The sequence below is a fragment of the Acinetobacter sp. YH16056_T genome (assembly GCF_024605895.1).
GTDB classification, from domain to species: Bacteria; Pseudomonadota; Gammaproteobacteria; order Pseudomonadales; family Moraxellaceae; genus Acinetobacter; species Acinetobacter amyesii.
On sequence record NZ_CP094545.1, the window covers coordinates 1,143,884 to 1,168,276 of the forward strand.

Genomic DNA, 24,393 nt, shown 5'->3' on the forward strand with positions numbered 1-24,393 from the left:
AGAGGCAAATCACAAATGAATATGAAACCAAATATACCACAAAACAAAGACATGGCAAACGATGGGTTCCTCAATGGCGACGTCGTGGTCTTCACAGACCCAATCAAACCAGGCCATCTAATGACTGTACATAAAGTACAGGGTGATGGCGTACTACTGGATGGAAATCACAACTTTGCGCTGAGCCATTTAGTGCGTCCGGCAACGGTTGCTGAAGTCTTGGCTAAACGTCGTTTGACTGCTGCTGAACAAGCGCTTGCGGAGGTTCCATGATCACCAACAAGGCAATTAAAAAGCAGCCTGAGCATAAACACCTGCAAGGCGTTCAGAGTTGGTATAACCCAGCGCTACGCACGCTTAATGGTTTATTGGATATCCGAAAGGCCAACTTACGCAAGATCAATCGTGATGAAGCCAATGCTGCAGTCACACGTGATGAGTTTATCGAAATGCTCACCAATGAACATCGGATCTCGGCCTGGTATGCCGGTGAAATTATCTCAAGCTTACTACGTTCAGAAATGATTTTGATGTTTGGACGTTTTATACAGATTAATGAGGGTGAGGGGAAATGAGATATTCAGCAAAAAGAGAAGCGAAAAACGCTCAGGCTCCAGCACCGATTGAATCGATTATTCCTTTGCTTGATCCAGTAAAAATATATTCAGCAAAAGAATTGGCGGCGATGCCATTGTCCCAAATGAACGCTGCTATTGAAGCTCAAGAATCATATTACATCTTGGAGCACACCACCCAAATGGGGGGGCGAGCTATTTCTATTCGTCGACAAATGCAAAATGGCGAGAAGCTTGTTCAGGTCAAAGAAAAGTCACGTATCCGATACAAGATAAACAACGAATTTGTAGAGCCTCGAATTATACGCCAGTTGGAGAAACGTGGCCTGGTCAAATTGGAGTGTGCTAAGTGAGTCATTATTCAACATTAAAAGGGCTTGGTAGAGCGATTGCGTACTTCCCACAGCTTGGTATTCACCTTGGTAACCCTTTGGCTGGTATTTTTCTAAGTCAGCTTATTTACTGGCACGATAAAACAGACAATGAATTGGGGGTATACAAGACATCTGAAGAATGGTTGATGGAGACGGGTCTAACATATAGACAGCAAGCAACCGCGCGCGCACTGCTTAAAAATTTAGGTATTTTGAGTGAAACAGAGAAGCGTTTAGAGCATAAATTATACTTCAAATTAAACATTCAAGCGTTCGATTCATGGTTTGAGGACTGCATAAATTCCGATCAAATTAACATGGAAAAAGAGAGTAATTCCCGAACTGCGGATGATGCATTTCCCGAACGACGAATCCGCAATTCGGGGGAATACGAAAGCGCAATCCGCGGAGATACGGATGCGCAATTCGTTACTACAGAGAATACAACAAAGAATACTACAGATATAAACACACACAGTAACGCGCAAGCAGAAAATCAAAATGTGGATTCTTGGACACCAGATCTTGAGCAGCTGGCATTCGCTTTGAAAACCACAAAATACTCTCAACGAGTTTCTGAAATTCTAGGCATGGCAGATTTTCAATTCCATCTTGGGAACTTCAACGCTCACCACGAAAATAATCACCAGATCACGAACAACCAAAAACTTCGCAAGTTTGCACAATGGATTTTTCAGGAATTTGAAAAACAATTGGCCAAAGCTGAGCGTGAAGCAACAAAAACGAAAAACCATACCACTGAAAAACAAAATTCTCGAAACGTAAATGATGCTTGGGGTGAAGTACAGCAGTATGCACCTGCAAGTGATATCGACTGTGGAGGACTGCTATGAACGCCTCAATTTTAAATGCGCAGATCCAGTTGAGTTCTGAATACTGTGAAACACACCGAGCTCAAAAAGTCTTAGTTGGTCGTACTGCAATTTGCAAGCAATGTGCAACTGAAATATTGAATAAAGCCCATCAGGACCACGAGATTGAGGTAAATCGCATGGTTCGTGAAAAGCATTTTGAAGGAGCTAAGTTACCGGCTCGTCATGCAAACAATGGCTTTAGAGACTATGTAATTAGCAATAACGGACAGATGAATGCAAAGCAGCAATGTATGTCGTTTACCAGTGATTTCAAGAAAGACATCAAACGTAATTTAATCATGGTTGGCCGTACTGGTACAGGTAAAACACATCTAGCGTGTGCCGTTGCTAGAAATGTCCTTGAGAGTCGTAAGTACGCTCGTTACATCACATCTGAAGACATGGGTAACGAAATTGCCAATGCATGGAAAAAAGCTGATGACAACGAATCTAATGCAATTCACCGATTCACTGAATATGACCTGTTAATTCTTGATGAGTACGGCTTGCATGACCGGCACGAAAACCGATTGCAACTTGTGCATAAAGTTTTATATGCGCGTTATGACGCAGCAAAGCCAACCATGCTGATTTCAAACATGACCATGGCTGAGTTGCAAAAGGATTTGGGTGATCGTCTTTGGTCGCGGTTTCAACATGATGGCTTGGTCACAGTGGAATGCAATTGGGAAGATCAGCGAACAGGCGGTGCAGCATGAATACGTCATACGTTAAAAAATTTGAAGAGATTAAAAACGTACTTGTATACATCGCATTTTCTACTGGTGAGGTGACTGCTTTAGAGCTTGAGGAAAACGTGACTGATTGGGGGCGTTGCCAATTAAATTTACATCTTAAGAAACTTGTAGAAGCTGGGTATCTGCAGAGTAATGGCAAGCAAGTAGAACGTGCTTATACCGCTACTAACAAAACAAAGCAGTTATTTGGGGTGAAGTAGTGACTAGCTACTCAATTGCTGAATACAAACAAATGATTGGAGCTCCGAAATCTAAACGAAGCTCCAAAAGACCTAAGGTTAAAAGTCAAAAGGTACCCAATGAGTTTGAGGCGAAATTTGCGCTGGAGCTTAAAGCATTAAGGATAGATTTCGAACAGGAATTTAAGTTTCACCCGAGTCGTAAATGGAGGGCTGATTTCCACCTAAAGGGAAGAATGATTCTGATTGAAGTTGAAGGTGGTATCTGGACGAATGGTAGGCATACAAGGGGTAAAGGATATATCGGTGATATGGAGAAATATAACGCGGCAACTATGTTGGGTTATCAAGTTATACGGTTTAGTACAGAGCAAGTGAAGTCAGGTTTAGCAATTCAGCAGATTGAGAAAATGGTAGGGGATTTGGGATGAATGAAGTAACAGAAATAAAGCCAACAGTTCGTATGATGCAAAATGAACTAGCGCAATGGGGCAAGTGGGCCCGTCATGCTTCATACAATCCAAGTGAATTGACCTATACATCACCTACCTATGGCTTGATGCGCTTAAAAGAGGGTGTGAAGTCTTTGGGTGTGCAAGTGGTATTGGATGATGAGGCTTTGATTGCTATTGATCATCTGGTGACGCAGTTGAAGTTTTCACGGCCTGATTTGTTTCAGTGGATTGATTTTTACTATTTGAAAGGATATCCGGTTGCAGTTCTAGCATCTAAAACTAGTGTTGACCGTCGTAATATCGATAAATACTTATTAGCAGCGGAGTGTTGGCTTGATAGCAGACTTGAAGCAATTTGTGAAATTGTATGAGATATTATCCCCTTTATAAGAGGGGGTCTCATCTAAATGATAGACGAAATGAATGCAGTAAAGGCCACAATTGTAGCTGCAGAAATACAGAAAATGGGCACTATTTGGGCAGCAATTATAGGTGGATGTGCTCTTGCTGGAAGTGTGTTTGCATCATGGCGAACAGCCCTGCATCTTCAAAAAGTTGCAAGATTGGCGGAGACTAGAAAAAATGTTTATTTGCATTTGGCTGAATCATATTCAGAGCTAACTACATCTCTTTACTTACTTCTATTTAATATCCCGAAAAATATTCCTAAATATCACCAGGCGTTAATACAATTCGGTAGAGAAATAGATAAAACAATATTTATCTGCGAAACTGAGACGAAAGAGGAAATTTTTAAGTTCTTAAAGTTATTTGAAGAAAAAATAAACTCAATTGCTATTGAAGTTGAAGAATTGAAAGACATAGCTGAAGAGGTACAGACTTTATCTGAAAGACATAAAAAGTATATGGATAGGTTTGAAGAAGCCTCAAATGTTCTAGAGAGAATAAAAATAGAGGGAGGTATAACAAGTAAAGTTGAGTTAATACTTAAATATTTTGACGAGCAACTTAAATTAAGTGAAGAGTGTATTATCCTTATTGAGCAAAAAGAAAGTGAGTTGGATATTAAGATTGATAATTTTAAGCCAAAACTTGATTTACTAACTAATACACTAAATAGTGAAGTTTTGAATATAACGCATTTACTGCGAAAGGAATTGGGTGCTCGGACAGATGTTAACCTTGATAAAATGATATCAAGTGAATTTAACAAATAAAAAAGAGTGTTGCATTGCGCGCAGCAAAATGGCATATTTCCTTTATAGTGACTGAAGTGTATCTAAAGCACTAAGTTGATTTAAAAGCTCGCCAAACGGTGGGCTTTTTTAATGCCTGAAATTTCCTATAAACCTGAATCATTGGTAATCCTATGAAATAACGTCAACCGATTGGTAACTTGGATTTGTGACGCTGTGAGTAAATTCTCTCAGCTAAAAGCACAAACGGTGTGATGCAGAAACCAGCCGCATAAGTGGTTTGAATCCAGTGCGATTTCGTCACGCACTGAGTGAGCCTCAGAGTAAAACCTTAAGAAATGGGGTGACTCCCCAAATAATGACTGAATCGAAATCTAGATAGCACAATCCATAGCTCACTTGGGTATGTGTGGATTTAGTGAGTAGCGGTTAGCCCACGTTAAGGGCTTTAATGCCCTGAGAAATGTTTTTTGTGTAAGCAATATCAGGGCACCTATGGCGGTTCCTATTAATTTCTAGTGGTTTTTAAATTGATTACCGCCACCTAATTTAGGAGATCCACATGCTCCAATTTTTAAAATGCTTATTTGGCTTTCATGGCGTGACGGAGATTGACCACACGATTGATGGTGATGAAATAAAGGTTTGTCGTAGTTGTCTGAAAGAGATAAAGTGACTTAATTTAATTTAATAATTAAAATCACTTAGTAATTAATAGTTTATTTTTAAAATGAGTTAGATCTCAAATAAAATACATGCTATTTTATCAATTATTGAAAACCTCCATATTTTGGATTTTAAGTTTCGCCTACATCATCCCCAATGATGTGGGCATTTTTTTTGATTGAAAATTGCCGAACGTATTACGGCACGCAAAGCCCCTCGCATTCTAGATGTTGAGGGGTTTTTCTTTTCTTATTGGTGGTACCCATGACAGACAAAGTACAAGCGAAACAAGACTTAGAATTTTGCAGTGCTGAGCTGTCTAAATATCAGAATCTCAGTAGATCTGGGCTTAAGCGGCATCAAATGATTGCGATAGATGAAATCATGATTGAGCTTAAGGAGCGCATCCGAAACTTACGGAACGTACTGCAATGAGCAATGAAGTCGGACAAGCCATACCAGTTCGACCATACCCACCAAAAGAAATATTCGATTTAGATACGCCTAACTTTATCCCAGCACCAGAACTGTGGGCATGGATTAAAGCTGTATTCCTAAATGAACATTCTGAAGTATTTAACCCTGATCATATTCACCTGGACTCATTTTACTGGCCACAGATCGCCGTGATGTGGGCAAACGGCGGATTTATCAAACAGGGGCGCTTTGTCGTTGGTCAAGCTGAGAAAGTCATGATCAATGTGGGTGGATGGAAGAAAGCACGCCAAGAAGAACAATTTGAGCAATGGTTCGGTCAAGTTCCTGAATACCTCATTACCGTTGATGCCAAATTTGCCCAAGTGGCGAATGATATTGCCTTTTGTGCACTGGTTGAGCATGAGCTTTACCACATTGCACATAAGCGTGATGAATGGGGTATCCCACAATTTAACCGTGAAACAGGTTTACCAAAGCTTGAGATCAAAGGGCATGACGTGGAGGAATTCACTGGTGTGGTACGCCGTTATGGTGCAAGCGAAGAAGTTCAAACCATGATTGATGCAGCGAAACAGCGACCTGAAATTTCAAGAGCCGATATTTACCATGCGTGCGGTACTTGCTTTCTGAAGGTCGTTTAAATTTTTTTGTCCATTGAGTTGGACGAAGTTGGACGGATAAAGAGCAATGGCAACGCTAAATCAAAAGCACAAACTCTTTATCGTGCGTAGCTTAGCGCAGTGGAATACACCTACTGAAACCCTTGAGCTTGTCCAACAAGAGTTTGGCATCACTATTTCACGTCAGCAGTGTGAAGCATACGACCCGACCAAACGGACAGGGCAAAACCTCAGTAAAGCACTAGCTGACGAATTTTATAAAACCCGAGAGCAGTTCCGTAAAAACACAGATGAAATGCCCTTGGCGAATCTCGCCGTGCGCTTACGTCATTATGAGAACTTGCTGAATAACCCACAGAACAAACGTAATCCGATTTTACAGCTGACCATCCTTAAACAGGTGGCTGAAGATGTCGGTGGCAAGTACACCAATAAAACAGAATTGACTGGCGCAGGTGGTGGACCATTACAAAGCGAAAATGTTACCTACGTGGATGCTAGCCCTGAATTAGTGAAGCAGGTGTTAGATGAGCTCGAAAGTAAATACTAGACCGCTTGAGATAAAGATCGAACGTGAGAAATGCGAACGTGAACATTTGTTTTTCACACGGCGTTTCTTTAAGCCACGCATGGGCTTTAAATTCACCGTAAATTGGCACCACGTCTATATTTCATGGATTATCGACCAAGTCATTGCTGGTGAAATAGCCAACGTTGTGATTAATGTTCCACCTGGTGCAGGTAAAACAGAACTCATGACTAATTTGATTCCACGCGGCCTGGCATTAAATGCACGTTCACGATTCCTCTACTTATCTTTCTCCCAATCCTTAGTTGAAGGTGTTTCTGATGTGGCTAGGGATATTGTTAAGTCAAAAGACTTTCGTAGCATGTGGGATCTGAATGTATCGAATAGCACAGACTCCAAGAAAGAATGGAAGATCACAGTTGAGGACTACGATGTTGGTCATGTGTACGTAGCTTCAATGGGTGGTCAAGTTACAGGTCGTCGTGCTGGCACATTGGCTGATGATGGTTTTACTGGTTGTATCACCATTGATGACCCATTAAAGCCTGAAGATGCCTTTAGTAAGATTAAGCGGGACGCGGCGAACCGTAAATTGTTGAACACGGTGAACTCACGTAAAGCGAAGTCTGATACGCCGATCATCATGATTATGCAGCGACTCCACACTGAAGATCCGACTAACTTTGTAATGACTGGAAATCTACCTGGTGAATGGACTCAGATATCTATCCCAGCACTGATAGATGATGAATACATTGCAACCTTGCCAGAACATATCCAAAAGCTTGTACCGCGAGATGTTGAGTGTGATGAGCAAGGCCGTCAAAGCTATTGGCCTAAAAAGGAATCCTTACAATCGCTACTTCAGTTAGAGAAGGGTGGTAAGGATAAGGAAGGTGCAACCGTCTCACGTTACACCTTCAGCAGCCAATACATGCAACAACCTAAGAAATTGGGCGGGGATTTAATCAAGTCAGAGTGGTTTGGGTTCTATAAAGAAATCCCTACGCTTCAGTGGCGTGCAGTCCTTGTAGATACAGCTCAAAAAACCAAAGAGCACAACGATTACTCAGTATTTTTACTTGTTGGCCTGGGTATTGATGGAAAGCTATACCTATTGGATCTATTGCGTGGAAAATGGGAAGCACCAGAACTTAACCGTCAGGCGAAAGCTTTCCTCGACAAGCATAAGGAATATACATGGGAAACCAAGCCTATTCGCTATATGAAAGTAGAAGACAAGGCCTCTGGTACTCAGCTAATCCAAACTCTAGGGACATACTCCGGTGTTGCTGTCATACCAGTACAGCGTAATACAGACAAGCTATCCCGTTTCATGGATGTACAAGTCCACCTTGAAGCGAACTATAAAGATAAGCCGGAAGATCGCTTTGTGATGGTACCTAAGGATGCACACTGGGTTGGGGCATTCTTTGAGGAGTGTGAGGCCTTTAATGCTGCATTTACTCATGACCATGACGACCAAGTTGATACTTTGATCGATGCAATTGAAGACGCAGTAATCGCAATTAATTACAGCCCTCCGGCTGCATAGGTTTTATTTATGGCTAAGAAAAGAAAAAATCCTGAGAATAAAAAGCCGGAGTCTGGTGCACTTTATTCTCATGAGGCTGAACAGGCTTTAATCAGCTATCTAACCAAAATGCCTGACGGTGATGAGGTGCTACGAAAAGCTGGTGTTACTCGTCCACGCCTAAAAGTCATGATGTATGACGATGAGATTTATCAGGCAATTGAAAAACGCCAAGATAAACTTGAGAGCGCGGCATGGCGTGTAGAACCAATGGATCGACCTGAATCTAAAATCATCATGGAGCATTTGCGTGAATGGTGGTCAGAGATTCTACTTGGTGCACAGAATGCTCGCTGGTATGGGTATTCAGTATTAGAAGCCATTTATACAAAGCCTGAGGAGCCGAGCTTGCATATTGATGGCGATACAATTACACCATTTATTGGGTTAAAGTGGATTGGTGAAAAACCAATGCAATGGTATGAGCCGAAAAATGATGGACGTTTATTATTGCTCGCCAATTACAACGCAACTCGGCAAGATCAGGAAGTTGACCAACGGTTTAAGCACTTTCTAACACGTTGCAAATCTACTTATGAAAATCCATTAGGCGAGGCTTTATTAAGTCGACTGTATTGGGTGTGGTTCTTTAAAACATCGGGCTTCAAATTCTGGGCAAAGTTTGTAGAAAAATTTGGTTTGCCAATGCTGGTTGGTAAAACTGCTGGCAAGACTACAGATATGCGTGACGCACTACTCAAAGCTCATGCTAGCTCGGTTATTGCTCTAAGCGGTACAGATTCAGTTGAAATCCAAACTGCCAATACCAATGGCAATGCTTCTCAAACATTTGAAGTATTTGACAAGAATCTTGAACGTCGCATACAGAAAGTCATATTAGGTCAGACATTGACAAGTGGAACTGATGGAGCAGGCTCAAGGGCTTTAGGGGATGTTCATCTAGAAGTACAGAATGCGAAGTATAAAGCCGACGTGCGAATGATTATGCCTACGATCCAAGCCATTATTAATGCGCTATGTGATATCAATGGCTGGGAGCGTCACCGGGTTATCATTGGTGAAGAGAAGTCACTGGAAGAGCCTAAAGCAGACCGTGACGTGAAGTTAAAAAATGCTGGTGCAGTACTAACCCCACAATACTTCAAACGTGAGTATGGTCTGGAAGATGGTGATGTGATTGAGCAGGTATCTACTAGCTTCAACCAATTCTCAGCTATACCTAAACGTGCATTTAGCTTTAAAGCCCAGGCCAATAAACTTTCAGCTGAACAGCTAGAAGTTGAGGAATTAACCGATGGTCAAGCAGACTTGCAGCTTTTAAGTAATGAGCAGATAAAGCAGCTTGTTGTGGAATCTGATAGTCCTGAAGGCCTAGCATTCAATTTAATGCAGTTGATACCGTCTGTATCTGAGTCTCAGTTTAAAGCCAATTTAGATCAGGCTTTATATGCTGCAGATGTATTGGGGTACGCAACAGCACAGGGGGGGGAGTGATGAATAAGAAATGTGATTCGTGTCGCCGTGGCTTTAATGGCCGAAATGGTAATGGCTACTCGCCATGTAGTTGCAAAAAAGCTATTTATGCTACCCCCATGACTGCGATCGAGCATGAGGATTTTAAAGCGGCTATGGAAAAGGATTTACGTGAAAATCCTCTTTACTCTAAAAGAAATAGTATTGAGGCTATTCCTGATTTTGTGCCGCCACCCCCTTTGATTGCTCTGGATGATTCTGAATTTAAAATTATTCACCTATGGTTTTACCATGCCGCCATTTACTTTGTGTTGGGTTTAATAGTAGGGATTGTGGGGTGTTTATATGCAACCAGTCACGTTCCTTGAGGCGCTTCAGTACGCGCATGACAAAAAGATTGTGCTACCTGATGAATTTTACTCAATGGACTTAAAGACTCGGCAGATGGCGACAACTGTGAGCTTTCTATCAAGTCTAGAGCAAGTTGAGACAGTGATTAAGTCACTGAATAAAACATTGGCCAATGGAGGTACGTTTAACGATTTCCAAAAGCTCATTGTTGAGTCTGAAATCATTCTGCCAAAGCACTATTTGGATACAGTGTTTCGTACCAACATTCAAAGTGCTTATGGTCATGGACGATGGCAGCAACAGCAAAGGAATAAAGAAAAACGACCTTACTTGATGTATTCGGCTATCGATGATAGTCGCGTACGTCCCGCACATTTAGCTTTGAATCGTATTGTATTGCCAATTGATCATCCATTTTGGCTAACGCATTACCCGCCACTAGGCTTTCGTTGCAGATGTACTGTAATAGCTCTCACAGAGGCTCAGGCGCTCAAATACGGTATTACACCGGATGACAAGTTGCCGGAAGTTGCTGAGGCATTGGACTGGTCATCGCATCCTTTGCAGTTTGGTGATTTGGAAGCATTGGTTGATAAAAAGATCAATGTGTCAGTGCTAGATAAGGAATACCTCCTCGAGCAGAAGGAAGTCATCAAAGCTGAATGGACTGCATCGAAAAAGCTTACGAGCCTATTTGCTCCTATGGATGATAAGACTCGGGACCTATTCGATACGGTGGCCAAAACCGTTATTCCATTAGATCCATCGATTCGACCAAGTGCTATTCGTACTTTCTTGGACTATGTGCAAGGCAATGACCAGGCCATTACAGGTTATTTGAATGGCAAAGCTATTTCTAAGGCTGACCAAGTGCTTAAGCAATGGTTGGTTCAGGATATAGGAGCGATTCATGCTGTAGCTAAAAACACCTCAGGCGTTATTACCGGCACAACCACACTGGCTTACGCAGCTTCACTCGAAGTAGGCAAGGTGGTGACTTTGGATGCACCAATGCTTTTGGCAGGTCAGTCAAACATCATGATTCAGATTGAGAATGCCAAAGGCCTGGGGATTGATCTTGATCAGTTGAATGCCGGTGAAGGTGTCTTGCTACCTTTGGGAGTCTCATTTGAAGTTGTTTCGATGGAGATGGTTGAAGGGGTGATGGTTTATACACTGAAGGCATTGGTAAATTAAATTGAAATTAACTAGAGACCGTCCGAAAGGGCGGTTTTTTTATGGAGCATGAAAATGCCAGATCCAAATGAAGAGCGATTGAAGTATCTATTCAATGCTGCAGCTATTGAAGTCCCGAAGGCTGAAGAGGGGCAAAAACGAAAATTTAAAGGCACTGCTTATGCAGGTGGCCGTGTAGATGGTCATTGGTATTGGGGCCGTTCTGGTGTGGTCTTTGATCTTGATGGGATTGAGATTGATAAGCCAGCAGCCTTACTTGAAGAACACTTTAGCTCAAGTCGAATTGGTGTTGTTCAGACAGTAGATACAAACGGAAAGATTGATGTTTCAGGCGATTTTCTTACGAATGCTAAGGCGCAGGAAATTGTTCAGGACTCTGATGATGGCTTTCCATTCCAGATGTCAATGATGATTGATCCTGGATCTATTGAAGAAGTCTCGCAAGGCAAGACAGTCACTGTGAATGGTCAAGTATTTGAAGGTCCTATCACAATCTTCCGTCAAAACCGCATTCGTGAGTTCACGATCTGCTCGACTGGTGCCGATCGCAATACCTCAATTAAAGCCTTCTCAGGCAAAGCTAACCCTAACCCAACCAAAGAGGACACCGACGTGACCGAACTTGAAAAAGAAAAAGCTGCTCGTGAAAAGGCAGAGCAAGAACGCGATGCTGCACAAGCCGAACTTAAAAAATTCAAAGCCGATAAGCGTGAAGAAGACATCAAAGGCTTAGAAGCAGCAATGAATAAGCAATTCAGTGCTGAAGAAAAGAAATCCTATACGGAAATGGATGATGCTGCATTCGCATTCATGTCACAACAATTGAAGCAATTCTCTGCAGGTAATCAGCAATCAGCTGTTCAGCAACAACAGCCAGCACCGGGTGTAAATCCAGCATTTGCACACTTATTCACTCATCAAGCGAATAGCAATCAAAGTGGGCAACAAGGCCAAGGCGATCAGCAAGGTACAGCCTTAGATCATGCGTTTAACCAATTTGCTACAGCGCAACAAGGAGCAAAAAATTAATGGGAACCATTACTCAAACAATCACGACTACACAGCTTGTAGTCGGTGATGGCGTTCGTACGGAAAACGCCAAAGTAAAAACGGCGACTGCATATAAACGCGGTGATTTGTTGAAGGTGGCTACAAACAACCTCGCAGATCACCCCGTGGTAACAGAAGGTGTAGTTGGTGATTGGAATGCCATTGCCAATACAGATATGACTGTGGAGCAGGCTACGTACCATGCGGCCAATGGCCTGGAAATGCCAATTTACGTACAGGGTGCTTTTGATATTGCTGTGGTAACCGTGAATGGTACGCCGTTAACGGAAGCCCAATATGATGCGGTACGTGCCCAGGCCTTAATTAACAAAATTGAACTTCGTAAAGTCGTGGGGAAATAATCAATGAGTCAAACTTTTACATTTCAGAACGCTCCGGTTGAACTACTGGATGTACCTCAGTTGGTGTTATTAACGGATACCACTCAGAAGGTAGACACGTGGTTAATGGATCGCTTTTTCCCGCAGCGTGTGTCGTATACCAAAAAAGAAGTACCAGTGGGTGAACTAAATACAGCGACACCGCTTGCACCATTTGTAACGCCTACAGCAGCTGGTCGCCAAATTAAAGTCGGTGAGTCTGGTAACGTTAAATTCGTTAAGCCGGCATATTTAAAGCCGATGATGACGGTATTTCCAAGTGATGTGCAAAATACTGCGCTAATCACTCAACTGCGTAAATTTGGTGTGATTGCCACAGGTTCAAACCGTTTAAGTGATGCTGATCTATTGCTGATTGACCAAGCGCAAAAGGCTTTATATTTACGTCAATCGATTGAAAACCGAAAGTTGCTGATCGCCCGTGATGTTTTGCTATATGGCAAGACAACATTCGCTTCTGCTGACTTCCCAATGTATGAAGTAGATTATGAGCGTAATGCAGCTTGTACATTTGCTCCATTGATCAAATGGGGGCAAGCGGGTGCTACACCAGTAAAAGATATCCAGACCATGATTGATCTATCAGTAGAACATTCAGGTACTTCTCCAACAATGGCACTTACAACATCTAAGGTGTACAACACTTTAATTAAAGATCCAGAGTTTAAAGAGAAGTTCATTGCACCATATGCGGGTATTAGTGTTCCTTTGACTCCAACCTTTGATCAGATGGATAAACCGCAGTTCCGTGGTACGGTCGACAACATTGAAATTTGGACGTATGACGTTCAACACAGTATTGGTGGCGGTACACCGGATCGTTTTATTCCGGAAGACTTCTTTGGACTGATCTCTGATGCTAATGGTTGGATCGCTCACTGTGCTATCCAAAACGTAGAGGCTTTTGGTCAGGCTCTAGAGTTCTATCTAAGCCAATGGCAAGAAAAGAACCCTTCAAGCATTCAAATGCTTGCTGAATCATCTCCACTGGCGATTCCAAACAATAAGAATGGCCTGGTAGGCGGTCGCGGGTTCGTATAAGGAAATTATTATGACGAAGTACATTGCAAAGCAGTCACTTGGACCTTTTCGTCCAGGCCAAGAAATCACAGGGCTTGAAGCTAAACAACTTCAGGCCCTTTTAGCATCTGGAGCGATTGAAGAAGAAAAGGCTCCAGAAGAACCTAAGGCTGATGGTTCAGCCGCACGCTTAGTTGAACTGGAAAAAGCCAATACTGATCTTATTGCAGCAAATAAGCTGATGACTGATGAAAAGGTCAAATCGGATCAGGAAAATGGTGAGCTTAAAGCGAAGGTTGCAGAGCTTGAAAAAGCATTGGCTGCATCTGACGCTGCCCTGAAAAAAGCAGCTGCCGAAGCGAAAAAGGCTGCTACAGAAGCCAAGTAGGTGATCCATGTATGCGACTAAATCTGACTTGGTGGTGCGATTTGGTGATGAGCTAGAACAACTGTTAATGATGCTACCCAATGTCACCGCTGTAGATGATGCCATTCAGGACGCGACAGAGGAAATTAACGGTCACATAGGTGGCCGTTATTCTTTGCCGTTGCCAAATGTGCCAAGCAACTTAAAACGCATGGCATGTGATATTGCACGCTATCGCTTGTATTTCCAGCAACCAACTGAAGAAGTCCGAAAGCGCTATGAGGATGCAATCTCATTCTTAAAGCGCGTGGCTGAAAACAAGGCACATTTACAGATCCAGTCTGAGGAGTCGGACGAGATTATTGATGATGAGCCTACAAAGAAGCCAAGTACTTTACCTATCGGTAGTACTTATCGTGGTGGGGTATTTGGTGACGATGTCTTAAATATGATGCCTAGCATCAAGTGAGGCAATTATGGCGTTTGCAATCAAGATTGATTCAAATAGTTCAGCAATTGAGGCGGTAATGACTCAATTGCTGGATATTGATGCTGAAAAAGCTCGACTTTATGAAGATATTGGCCTGGCATTAACAACCAGTGTTCAAAAAAGATTCATTGGTGGGTTTGATGTTGATGGTAATCCATGGAAGATGTCTTGGCGTGCAAGCTTGCAGGGACGAGAGGGCATGCAAGGTGGTCAAACGCTACGTGATACTGGTCGTTTGATGAATTCTTACACATACAACGTTCTTTCGAATGGTGTTGAGGTAGGTACGAACGTCTTTTATGCGCCATACCTGCACTTCGGTGCTACGATTCTGCCAAAGACAAGCCAATACATTACCTTTGCTGTTGGTGGTCAATACAGAAAAGTAAAACAGGTGGTTAATCCTCCAAGGACACAATTAGGTATCAATTCTGCAGATGAAGAAATGATCCTAAATATCGTAGGAAGTTTTATTGATGAGTACCTTCTTCGCGGTACGTGATGAGATTGCAGAAAAACTGAAAGAAATTTCAGAATTTAAGCAGATTTATACCCCGCTAAATTCAGTAGTGGTCACAGAAATGTCGCAGGTCACTCCATCGGCGCATATCAACTTTGTACGCATAGACAAGAAAGCAAGCGCAGGTAAAGGCGGGATTAATCAGATTGGTCAGCAGTGGGCGGTGACTGTGGCGTGTCGCAATGCCCAGTCACAGAAGAATGATGGTCGAGCAGTTAGCGATGAAGCAGGGCTTTTAACTGAAAAAGTAATTCAGCTTCTTTCAGGTTGGAAGCCGCAATCTTCTCGCAATGAATTAGATCTGATTTCGGTTCGTGATGGCTATAGCCCCGGGTTTGCATACATCACTATTATCTTTGAATCACAAAAATTTATTTAGGAGCCATTCATGGCAAAACAATATAAAGCCCGGCAACCCGTCGGGCGTTTTTCTGCCGGCGATATTGTTGGTGGGCTGACAGAGAATCAAATCAGCAAATTACTCGCAGATAAAATCATTGAAGAAGTGAAGCCATCTGCTCCAAATAAACCCGCTAAAGAGGTAAAAACCGATGGCTAAAAATTATATTTCACTCCAAGGTAAATTCTATTTATCTGAGATTGCAAATGGTGTTGCAGGTGCGATGCGCCATATTGGTAACGTGCCTGAATTTGAGCTTGAAATTACAACTGATCAGGTTGAGCACACAGAAAGCACATCCGGTCAGCGTACAACAGACTTTGTGCTGACAAAGACCACCGGTGTTAACTTCTCGGGGCAACTTGAAGAAGTGGATGAAGCAAATCTTCAGTACATTCTGTCTGGCATGAAATCCGATGTTGCTAGCGATACAGTGACAGATCAAGCGCTGGGTACCGTGAAAGTCGGTGAAGAAATTAAATTAAATGGTTATAGCCTTACAACAGTTTCGTTTAAAGCTGGTTCTACAGCAGTGGATGAAAGCAAATATGACTTAGATGCTGTATTTGGTACTGTCATCTTTAAAGAGGCGATTACTGAGCCGGTCACCGCCACGTACACCACTGGTGCTGTAAGTCATACCACCATTGCGAGTGATTTCAATAAAGAATATGAGCTGTTCTTTAAAGGGATTAACACTGCAACTGGCGACAATATGGCTGTTCGCTTATGGCGCACCAAAAAATCACCAGAAACCACTTTCCCATTGATTCACGAAGAACTTGGCCAGTATGAAATTTCAGGTCAGGCTTTATCAGATGTCAGCAAAGGATCAGATGAAACACTTGGTCTATATGGCCATGTTGTGACAATTCCGAAAGCTTAAACCTATTCAGGCACAAAGAAATACATGGGCGCATAAGCGTCTTTTTTTGTGCCTGTGTTTTAGGTGACCCCCTGTAGGGTTTTACGAAACCCTTGACAAGAATCTATATTTTTCAAAGCGAAGCCGGCCTAACAAGTCGGCTTTTTTAATGCCTGTCTATTATTCCAAGTGCATTCGATAGATAGGTTCACACTCAACTCAAGGAGTTATACATGAATGCAAAAATTGAAGTTTTAAAAATTGTTGAAGTTGATAATGGGGTTCCCAAAACAACCACACTACAAATAGCCCTAGGTCTAGGTATTCAGCATAAGTCTGTAATTCAATTGGTGAGAAGTTATAAGTCAGACTTTGATGAGTTTGGCCCATTGGCATTTGAAATGCGGATGGGTGCACCACTTCCACAAGGTGGTTATGGCCACTCTTTACAGTATGCGGTGCTCAACGAGCAGCAAGCAACTTTACTCTTAACGTATATGCGAAACAGCCCCAAAGTTCGTGAATTTAAAAAAGCATTGGTAAAGGCGTTCTTTGAAGCTCGCGCCTTATTGCAGACTGATTACTTCTCACTTGTTCAGAAGCGCGAGGCCTTAAATGCAAAACTTGAATGCGAAAAAGATATCGCAAGTGCATGCGGAAAAGGCCTTTCTGAGTGGAAGAAACAGCGAGACACCTTGCAAACAGCGATAGCAAATGTAGATCGACAAATTCAACCATGTCTTTTCGATTAACAATCTATGCCACCTACGGGTGGCTTTTTTGAGATTCAATCATGAATGATTTCTTTTTAGCGAATAGCCGCTCGATCACAATTAAGGTGCTTGGCAATGATGTGGAAGTGAAGCAGCTGCAGATGCAAAACTTTGATATCTGGTCACCGATTGCATCAGTTATTCGTGACAGCTTAAAGCAAAGTGATTATTCAGATTTAATCGGCGCAGGCCTGGTAAAAGATTATGGCGCTCATGTATTTCAACTTTGCTCAATGTGTACAAGCACTGATGTAAAGATACTTTTAGATCTCGCTGAATCAGATCCTTTGGAGTTTAGCCATCTTCTTAAACATGTGATCGAAGTAAATGGTGCATATTTCAATGAAGACGTTAAGCCAGGCCCTAAAATTCGTAAGAAGAAAGGTGGTGTTGAACAAACTTGGTTTGATTCATTCCAGTACTTGATAGCTTATGGTCATCGTCATGAAGATATTCTGCAAATGACCTATGGGGCTTTTATTGGCTACTTAAAAGCGGCTGAAAAGTATCAACGAAACCGAGGCAAGTTTGATTCAAATATCATTCGGGCAGCGCACCATGCAGATAAAAAAGGATTTACAGCGTTCCAAGATGAGCTAAGTAAACATTGATGTAAGTTACGGTTTTCACTTAATATGTGCTCAATAATAAAATATTGAGGGTGTTGGGGTGAACTTAAAAGTTTTGATCGCTGTGGTTGTTTTGATTGTTGGCGGGTTGTTTTACTTCGTTAATCAGAGCAATAAGGCTGATATCGAACGTCTGAAGCAAGCTGAAGTTGCACATCAGCAGAAGCTGGAGCAAGAGAAAGTTGATGAGGCGAAAGCCCTCCAATTATCCGCTCAACGACAAGCTGAGCTGGAAAAGACAAAAGCCTTGAAAGTAGAACAGGAAAGGCTGAATGGAGAAAAAAGAGCGAAAGAGTATGAGCAAGCTAAACAAGATAAATTAACTCAAGAGATTAAATTTATTGAAGATAAGGCAAGGGTTGGGCTATTCGATCCAGAAGCTGCGAAATTTAGAAATATTAAAGGGAATTGCGGGGAAATAAACGCTAAAAACAAAGTTGGCGGATATATTGGTTATCGTCGTTTTATTTATGATGCTGATTTTGACACCGTGTCAATCGAAGATGAGAAGGATGGTTTATACAATCCTAAAATGATGGATATTCTTTGGGATAAGAAATGTCCATAAGATAAAAAGTGCCTTCGGGTGGATTTTATTACCAAATTTGAACAGCTCACTTCCGTGGGCTTTTTTTATGCCTAAAGAAAGAGGTCGCCATGTCCGGTAAAAATCTAACGTTTAAACTTATACTTGATGGCGATAGCAAAGGTTTGGTATCCGCTGCAAAGCAATCGGAAGATGTAACGAAAAGACTTTTTGATTCAATTAAGTCTGAATCAAAGAAAATTAAACAGGCTTCAGAAGCAGCATCTAGCCAAGTTGGAAATATCATCCCAAAGGGCACGACTGAATTAGCTGATAAATTAACTCAATCTCTAACAGCTGCAACTGGAATCATTCAGGATGCGGGGGATAATGCTAAATCCACAGCAGGTAATTTTTCTGATTTTGGGAATAAGGCTGAAAAAGCTTTAGGCCAATTAAAAAGCGACTTGACTGAAGCTAAGCGAAATTTAGAGGCATTCTCAAAAACAAATGCATCACCAGCCGATATTGAAGTTGCACAACGACAAGTCGATCAACTTGAAAAAGAAGTTCAGCAAGCAGACCAAGCATTTAATAATTTTCACGCTGAAGTTGGCAGGGCAAATAATAATTTAAAAGAAACTGATAATGCTGCTCAAACCGCCCAGAAAGGTATTGCTGGTCTTAAGACTGGGTATACAGCTCTTGTTGGTGCTATGGCTGCCATTGGTGTTGGCCTGGGCATTCGTGAACTAGCCGAAACAGCAGATGCTTATACTAATCTTTCAGCACGTATCAATATCGCCACCAGTGAAGGTGGTAATTTTCAGCAAGCCATGGCGGGTGTGCACCAAGTAGCGTTGGCAACAAATACCAGTCTAGATTCAACTGCTGGCTTGTTTACGAAAGTGAATGATGTTGGCAAGCAAATGGGGATGACTCAGCAGCAAAGCTTAGATCTGGTCAAGACCATTAACATGGCCATCCAAACAGGTGGTGGATCAGCGCAAGCGAGTGAAGCCGCAATTGTGCAATTAACTCAGGCTCTGCAATCTGGCGTACTTCGTGGTGATGAGTTCAACTCGATCATGGAGCAAGCTCCAGGCATTTCAACAGCATTAGCCAAGTCTCTAGGTGTTACCACTGGTGAGCTGCGTGCAATGGCAGGAGAGGGCCAGTTATCGGCTGAGAAGGTAATTAAAGCTTTACAGGATCAGTCAGCAGCGATTGAGGCTGATTACGCTAAATTCCCGACAACCATTGGGAATGCATTACAGCGTATTTCTACACAATGGCAAATCTTGATCGGCACCATGGATCAGGCGAACGGCGCATCAGCAACTGTAGCGCAATGGCTTGTGACACTTGCTGACAATATGGGTGTGGTTGAAACAATACTTAATGATGTTGGCACTGGTTTTGTTTGGATGGGTGATCAGCTTTCATTTATTGATGTATCTATATTTGAAAGCCTTAAATCTGCTCTAACAAGTGCTTATGATGCAATTAAGGATGTTGTATCAACTTTATTTGATCTCGGCAAAACGCTTGTTGATATTTTAGGAACATCAATTACCAATGCTTTGGCTGTCCTTTCATCATTTACAGGTGGGGCAACAGCAGCAGGAGAGCAGGTTAGTTTCCTAGAGCGAGTACTTCAAGGGCTATCTATCACTTTTGGCTTTATCGCTGACGGCGCTGCTGCAATAAAAATTGGTGTAAATCTTCTAGCAGGAGCATTCTTCGACTTAGCATCAGCTGCGAATAGTGTCTTAGCGGCAGTCACATGGGGTGATGTCAGTAAACAATTCGCTGCCAATGCTGATGTTATGAAAAACAAAGCAAAGCAGTATTATGCTGAAGCTGATAAGGATGCAATGGCATTTGAGTCGAAAGGCTTGAAGCGCATGGAGGAAGCTGCGCAAACTCAAGACGAAAAAAATGCTGAAACCCTCTCAAAAAACAAAGAGACTTTTGCTGAATTAACCAAACAAAACGAGGACTTTGCTCAAAAATCCAAGTCATTGGCAGATGAGCGTGCAGCAATTGATGCACAGCTCAATCAGGCTCGCAAGGACGGCAACCAGTCCACCATTGATTCAATCCTTCAGAAATCCAATGAACTGGAAGCTCGTGAAAAAGAACATGCCACAGCCAAAGCAAAACTGGATAGCGATTTATTAGCATCAGCGCAGGCAACTGCAGAAGCTGCCATTGCCGCCAATGGCGGTGTAATGGATGGCGTGATGCAAGCCGATCTATTAACCAAAGGCTACATCGTAACCATTGATGAAGCTGGCAAGGTATCTGTTCAGGCAGGTGAAAGCGCAGCGCAGGCAGCAGAAAATGCCAGAGTAAAGGAAGAAGCACTTAAGCTTGCTAAGGAGAATGTTAAAAAAGCTGACGAAGAATTGCTTGCCTACCAAAAACAAGCTGCTGCTGAGCGAGTTTTACTGGATAAGCAGATCGAGGAGGCAAAAAAGACCGGTGACTTAAACGCATTAGCTTCAGCACAAGCATCAATAGATGCTATTAACGCTAAGGAAATTGAGCTTAAGAATAACCGCGATATCCGTATTGCTGAACTCAATAATGCTTTAACTGGTTCTGGTCAAGTTGCTGAATCTGCGTACTCAAGAGCTTCAGCCGCGGCAAAACTATTTGGTGTTGATCTTGATGTTTCATTGAACAATGTTTCTAAATCATTTTCGAGTTCCGGAAATGAGTTAGAGGAGTTTAGAAATCGACTGAGTGAAGCAGGAATTACTGGTAAGCAAGCTGGCGATGTAACATACCAGGCCTGGTTAAAATGGCTAGAAACAGCCAAAAGTCAGGCTGAAATTGATGCAGCTAATGCCAAAATGCGCGAGTTTGAAGCGCAAGGGGTGTTTTCAACCAAGCAGGTCGAGTTAGGCATCATTGCAATAAAACGGGCAAACTCCGAACTATCCGATGATTTGGATGAAACTGGAAAAGCTTTTGAGCGACTTGGTATTAAAACCAAAGAGCAGCTTAAGCTTGCAGCACAATTGGCTTTGGCTGACTTTGAGCTTGTCCGCAAGAGTGGGCAAGCGACACAAGAAGATCTCCAGAAAGCCTATGAAGAAACTATTCGTTTAGCTTATGCATCTGGAGATGCACAAGCAATTGCTGCTGCAAATTCTAAAGCAGCTTCACTGGGTTTGAAGATTCAGGTTGACGAAACAGGTAAAGCCTCGGTTGTATCAATGTCTAACCTTGAACAGACAATGCACAAGGTAAAGAATGCCACGTCTGTCGCTGAAGATGGATTCCGTAACCTTGGCCAAACTGGTCGAGATGAAGCGGATTCTGTTAAAAGCGCATGGGAAGAAGCGGTTAGTGCAGCATCAAGTGGTATGCATGAGACTCGAAAAGGTACCAAAGGCAAGATGGCTAAAAATGCCGGGGATATCGAAGCTGAGCTTAAAGCCATGGGATATTCAGATGCAGCTGCTAAACAGCATGCCAAGGATATCTATGAAGGCACCAAGGGCGTAAATGGCTACAAGTCGTCAGGCTTTGGATTCTTTGGTGGCTTAAGCAACGTGGAGCAAGTGAATCGAGAATTAGAGCGTATGCAGCAATATGCGCCTAATAATGTGTCGACTAAGGCTATGTCAGGTGCGGCTAAATCTGAACCTCAAACCACTATTCGCATTGAGGCTAATGGCAAATCTGTAGATGTTCAAACAGATGCGAGTAATAAGGACGCGTTATCAGAAATTTTGGCAACGCTAGGAAAAGTGAGTAAGGCATCGTGAAAATAAAACGCATCTCAACATCAGAAACCGTCTCAATTGAAGACGGTTTTTTTTGGTCTGATGAATTTAGCTGGAAGGCCAAAGAGCAATCTTTGGAATATGCCATGGATGGTACGCCGATTATTCAAGAGGGCACCAAGCTTTCAGGTCAGCCAATCACTTTAGAGCCTGCTGACAGTGGAATGGGGTGGACTTCGTTAAGTGTCGTTCGTAAGTTGCAGGCCTGGTCGGTACTGAATGAGCAATTTGAATTGCAGTTTGAGTGGGCGCATGACACACGGAAATTTAACGTGGTTTTTAATCATATTGACGGTGCTTTAGAAGCCACTGCCGTGAAAGGAATCCCGCCAGTATCTCTGAATGATCCTATGAATTTAACGCTCAGATTTTGGAGTGAGTAATGCCAATTGAAACCAAAGATTTAGTGATCTATCACGCTGAGCGTGACACCGATAATGCTGATGGTGGTGGGAAATATAACGGTCAGATTGTTGTAGATGGTTTGAGTAATAATCTGTTTAACGACATCTCTGAGTTAGATCGTACCGTCGGCGATGTATCGATGCGAAAGATCTTTCCGGCTGTGACCACGAATGACACCGACTTACTTATGGGTGCCACAGTATTTGTATCTGAGCTTCCCGAGGATCCAAACGTCTCAGCATTATTGTTTAGTACCGAGTCTTGGACCGATGAGCGCCAGGCCGCACAAAACCGAGTTGAAAACTATCTGGCCAAAGGTGGCCAAATTGCTGGCACACCTCTCGATACCCATTGGCAAGGAATGTCTTCATTGCAAGTCGTGATGTTTCCACAAGAAACCGAATCTAGCGTGGGTGACACGATCGTGTTGATTTCAGATGAAGGAAAAGCACTTCAATTTGAACAATATGTGCGGATTACTAAGGTTGAGACCCGCACAGCAGTGATGGTGGTTGATCAAAAAACTGTTGAATACAAGGTAGCGACTTATCAAATCAATGATCCTTTGGAGCGTGACTTTGTAGGCTTATCGGCACGTCAGTGGTATGCAGGAGCTGCATCAAAAACAATCATTCGCGATACGCTTGTAGCAGACACCGGTTTGTATTACTCATCTACTCAATTGGCATCTGATGCAACCGTGGGTGAATACACGGTTAATGCGGATTCAATGTTTACTCAATTGATTCCATCCGCTCAAAGTGAAACACCGATCATTGATGTCAATGCTGCAGGTGAAAGTGTTGTGTTGGTGCCGGGCAGTGATGGATTGATTACAGTGAACTATGCATCGCAAGTCGTGAGTGAAAGCCAAAACCTATATATCGGTTCTGCAGTCATGCCAAGTTCTGTGTCATTTACCATGCAAGGCCAATCCATTACTGACCAAGGTGGATTGCTCAAGAACTCGCTTGGTACGCAGGTTGGTACGATCGACTATCAGCGAGGTCTAGTGAAATGGACCTCTGCTGCACCAACCGGCACTATGAGTTTAAGCATTACTTTTAAACCCGCTGCCGCACCGAATCAGTATTTCCAAAGCAGTGCTATTTCAGTGACTCAAAACAATCAAAGTACTAACTGGTCGGGCGTATTGATTCCGATCCCTGCACCCGGTGCATTGTCTATTTCTTACATGGCTCAGGGTAAGTTTTACGAGCTCAAGGATGATGGATCTGGTCAGCTAAAAGCGGCAAACAGTTCTTTTGGGTCGGGGATGATCAATTACGAGACAGGATCATGGCTTTTAACTGCAGGTGCATTGCCTGATGTGGATAGCGTGATTCTACTGAATTGGGGTACACCGATTGTGACTTTTGTACGCTCAAATTTGAGTGTTGAAAAAGCTGCCTTTGAGTTTGATCTAGGACATCTAGGGGTGTTACCGGGCGTGACGATTAATTGGTTGCTTGAAGGGGAAGCCAAAACGGCAACATCCAATGCTCAAGGAAGATTCACTGGTGATGCTGAAGGTTCAATAAATTATGCTTCAGGCAAAGGCAAAATTATACCTAACAAATTGCCGCAGAAATCGACAACTTTTAATGTGATCTATAACTTCGGTACTTCACTTTCACAAACAAAGAATGATGTGGTGCCTGATGCTAACCAAAAACTCGTATTCACAATTGGAACGGGATCGGCGATTCAACCCAACAGTGTTGAGCTGGAAATACCTGTATCTACTGAGACAGGAAATTTTGAAACCAATGTATTGCTGACGGATGTACCGGTGACTAGTTCATCGGGGAATTTAGTCAACACTCGTGGTGAAGTGCAAGGCAGTATCAACTACTCAACTGGCTTATGCGAAGTCACACCAGAAACGGTTTACAAGCAATTTATTACTAAATTTGAAGCAGCAGTTACTTATGGTACCGCTTAG

The 24,393-nt window shown here is 42.6% G+C and carries 31 protein-coding genes; all 31 read left to right on the top strand.

The window, feature by feature from the left end; genetic code table 11:
• The first annotated feature begins 15 nt into the window (after nt 1-15).
• Complete coding sequence (locus MST17_RS05755; protein WP_257224002.1) at nt 16-273, top strand: hypothetical protein; 258 nt, start codon at nt 16-18, stop codon at nt 271-273.
• Complete coding sequence (locus MST17_RS05760) at nt 270-575, top strand: hypothetical protein (protein WP_180026385.1); 306 nt, start codon at nt 270-272, stop codon at nt 573-575. The genes MST17_RS05755 and MST17_RS05760 overlap by 4 nt, the downstream gene beginning before the upstream one ends.
• Nucleotides 572-928, top strand: a complete 357-nt coding sequence (locus tag MST17_RS05765; RefSeq protein ID WP_180026384.1) for a hypothetical protein — start codon at nt 572-574, stop codon at nt 926-928. Before MST17_RS05760 ends, MST17_RS05765 begins: the two co-directional genes overlap by 4 nt.
• On the top strand, nt 925-1,803 hold the full coding sequence (locus MST17_RS05770; RefSeq protein ID WP_180026383.1) for a hypothetical protein: 879 nt from the start codon (nt 925-927) through the stop codon (nt 1,801-1,803). The genes MST17_RS05765 and MST17_RS05770 overlap by 4 nt, the downstream gene beginning before the upstream one ends.
• Complete coding sequence (locus tag MST17_RS05775) at nt 1,800-2,543, top strand: ATP-binding protein (RefSeq protein ID WP_180026382.1); 744 nt, start codon at nt 1,800-1,802, stop codon at nt 2,541-2,543. The genes MST17_RS05770 and MST17_RS05775 overlap by 4 nt, the downstream gene beginning before the upstream one ends.
• On the top strand, nt 2,540-2,782 hold the full coding sequence (locus MST17_RS05780; RefSeq protein WP_078190839.1) for a hypothetical protein: 243 nt from the start codon (nt 2,540-2,542) through the stop codon (nt 2,780-2,782). The genes MST17_RS05775 and MST17_RS05780 overlap by 4 nt, the downstream gene beginning before the upstream one ends.
• Complete coding sequence (locus MST17_RS05785; protein ID WP_180026381.1) at nt 2,782-3,192, top strand: hypothetical protein; 411 nt, start codon at nt 2,782-2,784, stop codon at nt 3,190-3,192. Before MST17_RS05780 ends, MST17_RS05785 begins: the two co-directional genes overlap by 1 nt.
• Nucleotides 3,189-3,587: an antiterminator Q family protein gene (locus tag MST17_RS05790; protein ID WP_180007954.1), complete on the top strand. Its 399-nt coding sequence runs from the start codon at nt 3,189-3,191 to the stop codon at nt 3,585-3,587. The genes MST17_RS05785 and MST17_RS05790 overlap by 4 nt, the downstream gene beginning before the upstream one ends.
• Before the next feature lie 48 nt (nt 3,588-3,635).
• Nucleotides 3,636-4,394, top strand: a complete 759-nt coding sequence (locus MST17_RS05795) for a hypothetical protein (RefSeq protein ID WP_180026380.1) — start codon at nt 3,636-3,638, stop codon at nt 4,392-4,394.
• A gap of 909 nt (nt 4,395-5,303) precedes the next feature.
• On the top strand, nt 5,304-5,474 hold the full coding sequence (locus MST17_RS05800) for a hypothetical protein (RefSeq protein WP_171521958.1): 171 nt from the start codon (nt 5,304-5,306) through the stop codon (nt 5,472-5,474).
• Nucleotides 5,471-6,118, top strand: coding sequence for a putative metallopeptidase (locus MST17_RS05805; RefSeq protein ID WP_111884564.1), 648 nt, complete (start codon nt 5,471-5,473; stop codon nt 6,116-6,118). Before MST17_RS05800 ends, MST17_RS05805 begins: the two co-directional genes overlap by 4 nt.
• A 46-nt stretch (nt 6,119-6,164) precedes the next feature.
• Nucleotides 6,165-6,647: a DUF2280 domain-containing protein gene (locus tag MST17_RS05810; protein ID WP_180026379.1), complete on the top strand. Its 483-nt coding sequence runs from the start codon at nt 6,165-6,167 to the stop codon at nt 6,645-6,647.
• Nucleotides 6,625-8,181, top strand: coding sequence for a phage terminase large subunit (gene terL / locus MST17_RS05815; RefSeq protein WP_180026378.1), 1,557 nt, complete (start codon nt 6,625-6,627; stop codon nt 8,179-8,181). Before MST17_RS05810 ends, terL begins: the two co-directional genes overlap by 23 nt.
• A 9-nt stretch (nt 8,182-8,190) precedes the next feature.
• Nucleotides 8,191-9,675 (top strand): DUF935 family protein, encoded by a 1,485-nt coding sequence (locus MST17_RS05820; RefSeq protein WP_180026377.1) that lies wholly within the window; start codon nt 8,191-8,193, stop codon nt 9,673-9,675.
• Nucleotides 9,675-10,022: a hypothetical protein gene (locus MST17_RS05825; RefSeq protein WP_180026376.1), complete on the top strand. Its 348-nt coding sequence runs from the start codon at nt 9,675-9,677 to the stop codon at nt 10,020-10,022. The genes MST17_RS05820 and MST17_RS05825 overlap by 1 nt, the downstream gene beginning before the upstream one ends.
• Nucleotides 10,000-11,202, top strand: a complete 1,203-nt coding sequence (locus tag MST17_RS05830; RefSeq protein WP_180026375.1) for a phage minor head protein — start codon at nt 10,000-10,002, stop codon at nt 11,200-11,202. Before MST17_RS05825 ends, MST17_RS05830 begins: the two co-directional genes overlap by 23 nt.
• A gap of 54 nt (nt 11,203-11,256) precedes the next feature.
• Nucleotides 11,257-12,231, top strand: a complete 975-nt coding sequence (locus MST17_RS05835; protein ID WP_180026374.1) for a hypothetical protein — start codon at nt 11,257-11,259, stop codon at nt 12,229-12,231.
• The gene (locus tag MST17_RS05840; RefSeq protein WP_078193411.1) at nt 12,231-12,614 is read left to right on the top strand and encodes a hypothetical protein; all 384 of its coding nucleotides are present in this window, start codon (nt 12,231-12,233) and stop codon (nt 12,612-12,614) included. The genes MST17_RS05835 and MST17_RS05840 overlap by 1 nt, the downstream gene beginning before the upstream one ends.
• A 3-nt stretch (nt 12,615-12,617) precedes the next feature.
• Nucleotides 12,618-13,694, top strand: a complete 1,077-nt coding sequence (locus MST17_RS05845; RefSeq protein ID WP_078190824.1) for a major capsid protein — start codon at nt 12,618-12,620, stop codon at nt 13,692-13,694.
• Nucleotides 13,695-13,704: 10 nt separating this feature from the next.
• The gene (locus tag MST17_RS05850; protein ID WP_180026373.1) at nt 13,705-14,061 is read left to right on the top strand and encodes a hypothetical protein; all 357 of its coding nucleotides are present in this window, start codon (nt 13,705-13,707) and stop codon (nt 14,059-14,061) included.
• 7 nt (nt 14,062-14,068) lie between these two features.
• Nucleotides 14,069-14,509: a gp436 family protein gene (locus tag MST17_RS05855; RefSeq protein ID WP_180005170.1), complete on the top strand. Its 441-nt coding sequence runs from the start codon at nt 14,069-14,071 to the stop codon at nt 14,507-14,509.
• A gap of 7 nt (nt 14,510-14,516) precedes the next feature.
• Nucleotides 14,517-15,032, top strand: a complete 516-nt coding sequence (locus MST17_RS05860) for a phage virion morphogenesis protein (RefSeq protein WP_180026372.1) — start codon at nt 14,517-14,519, stop codon at nt 15,030-15,032.
• On the top strand, nt 15,007-15,429 hold the full coding sequence (locus MST17_RS05865; RefSeq protein WP_168377672.1) for a hypothetical protein: 423 nt from the start codon (nt 15,007-15,009) through the stop codon (nt 15,427-15,429). Before MST17_RS05860 ends, MST17_RS05865 begins: the two co-directional genes overlap by 26 nt.
• A gap of 9 nt (nt 15,430-15,438) precedes the next feature.
• A complete protein-coding gene (locus MST17_RS05870) occupies nt 15,439-15,609 on the top strand; it encodes a hypothetical protein (protein ID WP_168377671.1) in 171 nt (56 codons plus the stop codon).
• On the top strand, nt 15,602-16,336 hold the full coding sequence (locus MST17_RS05875; protein WP_180026371.1) for a hypothetical protein: 735 nt from the start codon (nt 15,602-15,604) through the stop codon (nt 16,334-16,336). The genes MST17_RS05870 and MST17_RS05875 overlap by 8 nt, the downstream gene beginning before the upstream one ends.
• Before the next feature lie 212 nt (nt 16,337-16,548).
• Entirely contained in the window at nt 16,549-17,067 is a 519-nt protein-coding gene (locus MST17_RS05880) for a Rha family transcriptional regulator (RefSeq protein ID WP_180026370.1), read from the top strand.
• A gap of 41 nt (nt 17,068-17,108) precedes the next feature.
• Entirely contained in the window at nt 17,109-17,699 is a 591-nt protein-coding gene (locus MST17_RS05885) for a hypothetical protein (protein ID WP_180026369.1), read from the top strand.
• Nucleotides 17,700-17,757: 58 nt separating this feature from the next.
• Entirely contained in the window at nt 17,758-18,285 is a 528-nt protein-coding gene (locus MST17_RS05890; RefSeq protein WP_180026368.1) for a hypothetical protein, read from the top strand.
• An 89-nt stretch (nt 18,286-18,374) separates the two neighbouring features.
• Complete coding sequence (locus MST17_RS05895) at nt 18,375-22,025, top strand: tape measure protein (protein WP_180026367.1); 3,651 nt, start codon at nt 18,375-18,377, stop codon at nt 22,023-22,025.
• Nucleotides 22,022-22,426 (top strand): hypothetical protein, encoded by a 405-nt coding sequence (locus tag MST17_RS05900; RefSeq protein ID WP_180026366.1) that lies wholly within the window; start codon nt 22,022-22,024, stop codon nt 22,424-22,426. The genes MST17_RS05895 and MST17_RS05900 overlap by 4 nt, the downstream gene beginning before the upstream one ends.
• Nucleotides 22,426-24,393 (top strand): hypothetical protein, encoded by a 1,968-nt coding sequence (locus MST17_RS05905; protein WP_180026365.1) that lies wholly within the window; start codon nt 22,426-22,428, stop codon nt 24,391-24,393. The genes MST17_RS05900 and MST17_RS05905 overlap by 1 nt, the downstream gene beginning before the upstream one ends.

Excerpts from the sequence above, each read along its gene's own strand:
- MST17_RS05755 (WP_257224002.1), top strand. The coding sequence starts at position 16 with ATGAATATGAAACCAAATATACCACAAAACAAAGACATGGCAAACGAT.
- MST17_RS05760 (WP_180026385.1), top strand. The coding sequence starts at position 270 with ATGATCACCAACAAGGCAATTAAAAAGCAGCCTGAGCATAAACACCTG.
- MST17_RS05765 (WP_180026384.1), top strand. The coding sequence starts at position 572 with ATGAGATATTCAGCAAAAAGAGAAGCGAAAAACGCTCAGGCTCCAGCA.
- MST17_RS05775 (WP_180026382.1), top strand. The coding sequence starts at position 1,800 with ATGAACGCCTCAATTTTAAATGCGCAGATCCAGTTGAGTTCTGAATAC.
- MST17_RS05780 (WP_078190839.1), top strand. The coding sequence starts at position 2,540 with ATGAATACGTCATACGTTAAAAAATTTGAAGAGATTAAAAACGTACTT.
- MST17_RS05790 (WP_180007954.1), top strand. The coding sequence starts at position 3,189 with ATGAATGAAGTAACAGAAATAAAGCCAACAGTTCGTATGATGCAAAAT.
- MST17_RS05795 (WP_180026380.1), top strand. The coding sequence starts at position 3,636 with ATGAATGCAGTAAAGGCCACAATTGTAGCTGCAGAAATACAGAAAATG.
- MST17_RS05800 (WP_171521958.1), top strand. The coding sequence starts at position 5,304 with ATGACAGACAAAGTACAAGCGAAACAAGACTTAGAATTTTGCAGTGCT.
- MST17_RS05805 (WP_111884564.1), top strand. The coding sequence starts at position 5,471 with ATGAGCAATGAAGTCGGACAAGCCATACCAGTTCGACCATACCCACCA.
- MST17_RS05810 (WP_180026379.1), top strand. The coding sequence starts at position 6,165 with ATGGCAACGCTAAATCAAAAGCACAAACTCTTTATCGTGCGTAGCTTA.
- terL (WP_180026378.1), top strand. The coding sequence starts at position 6,625 with ATGAGCTCGAAAGTAAATACTAGACCGCTTGAGATAAAGATCGAACGT.
- MST17_RS05820 (WP_180026377.1), top strand. The coding sequence starts at position 8,191 with ATGGCTAAGAAAAGAAAAAATCCTGAGAATAAAAAGCCGGAGTCTGGT.
- MST17_RS05825 (WP_180026376.1), top strand. The coding sequence starts at position 9,675 with ATGAATAAGAAATGTGATTCGTGTCGCCGTGGCTTTAATGGCCGAAAT.
- MST17_RS05830 (WP_180026375.1), top strand. The coding sequence starts at position 10,000 with ATGCAACCAGTCACGTTCCTTGAGGCGCTTCAGTACGCGCATGACAAA.
- MST17_RS05835 (WP_180026374.1), top strand. The coding sequence starts at position 11,257 with ATGCCAGATCCAAATGAAGAGCGATTGAAGTATCTATTCAATGCTGCA.
- MST17_RS05840 (WP_078193411.1), top strand. The coding sequence starts at position 12,231 with ATGGGAACCATTACTCAAACAATCACGACTACACAGCTTGTAGTCGGT.
- MST17_RS05845 (WP_078190824.1), top strand. The coding sequence starts at position 12,618 with ATGAGTCAAACTTTTACATTTCAGAACGCTCCGGTTGAACTACTGGAT.
- MST17_RS05850 (WP_180026373.1), top strand. The coding sequence starts at position 13,705 with ATGACGAAGTACATTGCAAAGCAGTCACTTGGACCTTTTCGTCCAGGC.
- MST17_RS05855 (WP_180005170.1), top strand. The coding sequence starts at position 14,069 with ATGTATGCGACTAAATCTGACTTGGTGGTGCGATTTGGTGATGAGCTA.
- MST17_RS05860 (WP_180026372.1), top strand. The coding sequence starts at position 14,517 with ATGGCGTTTGCAATCAAGATTGATTCAAATAGTTCAGCAATTGAGGCG.
- MST17_RS05865 (WP_168377672.1), top strand. The coding sequence starts at position 15,007 with ATGAGTACCTTCTTCGCGGTACGTGATGAGATTGCAGAAAAACTGAAA.
- MST17_RS05870 (WP_168377671.1), top strand. The coding sequence starts at position 15,439 with ATGGCAAAACAATATAAAGCCCGGCAACCCGTCGGGCGTTTTTCTGCC.
- MST17_RS05875 (WP_180026371.1), top strand. The coding sequence starts at position 15,602 with ATGGCTAAAAATTATATTTCACTCCAAGGTAAATTCTATTTATCTGAG.
- MST17_RS05880 (WP_180026370.1), top strand. The coding sequence starts at position 16,549 with ATGAATGCAAAAATTGAAGTTTTAAAAATTGTTGAAGTTGATAATGGG.
- MST17_RS05885 (WP_180026369.1), top strand. The coding sequence starts at position 17,109 with ATGAATGATTTCTTTTTAGCGAATAGCCGCTCGATCACAATTAAGGTG.
- MST17_RS05895 (WP_180026367.1), top strand. The coding sequence starts at position 18,375 with ATGTCCGGTAAAAATCTAACGTTTAAACTTATACTTGATGGCGATAGC.
- MST17_RS05905 (WP_180026365.1), top strand. The coding sequence starts at position 22,426 with ATGCCAATTGAAACCAAAGATTTAGTGATCTATCACGCTGAGCGTGAC.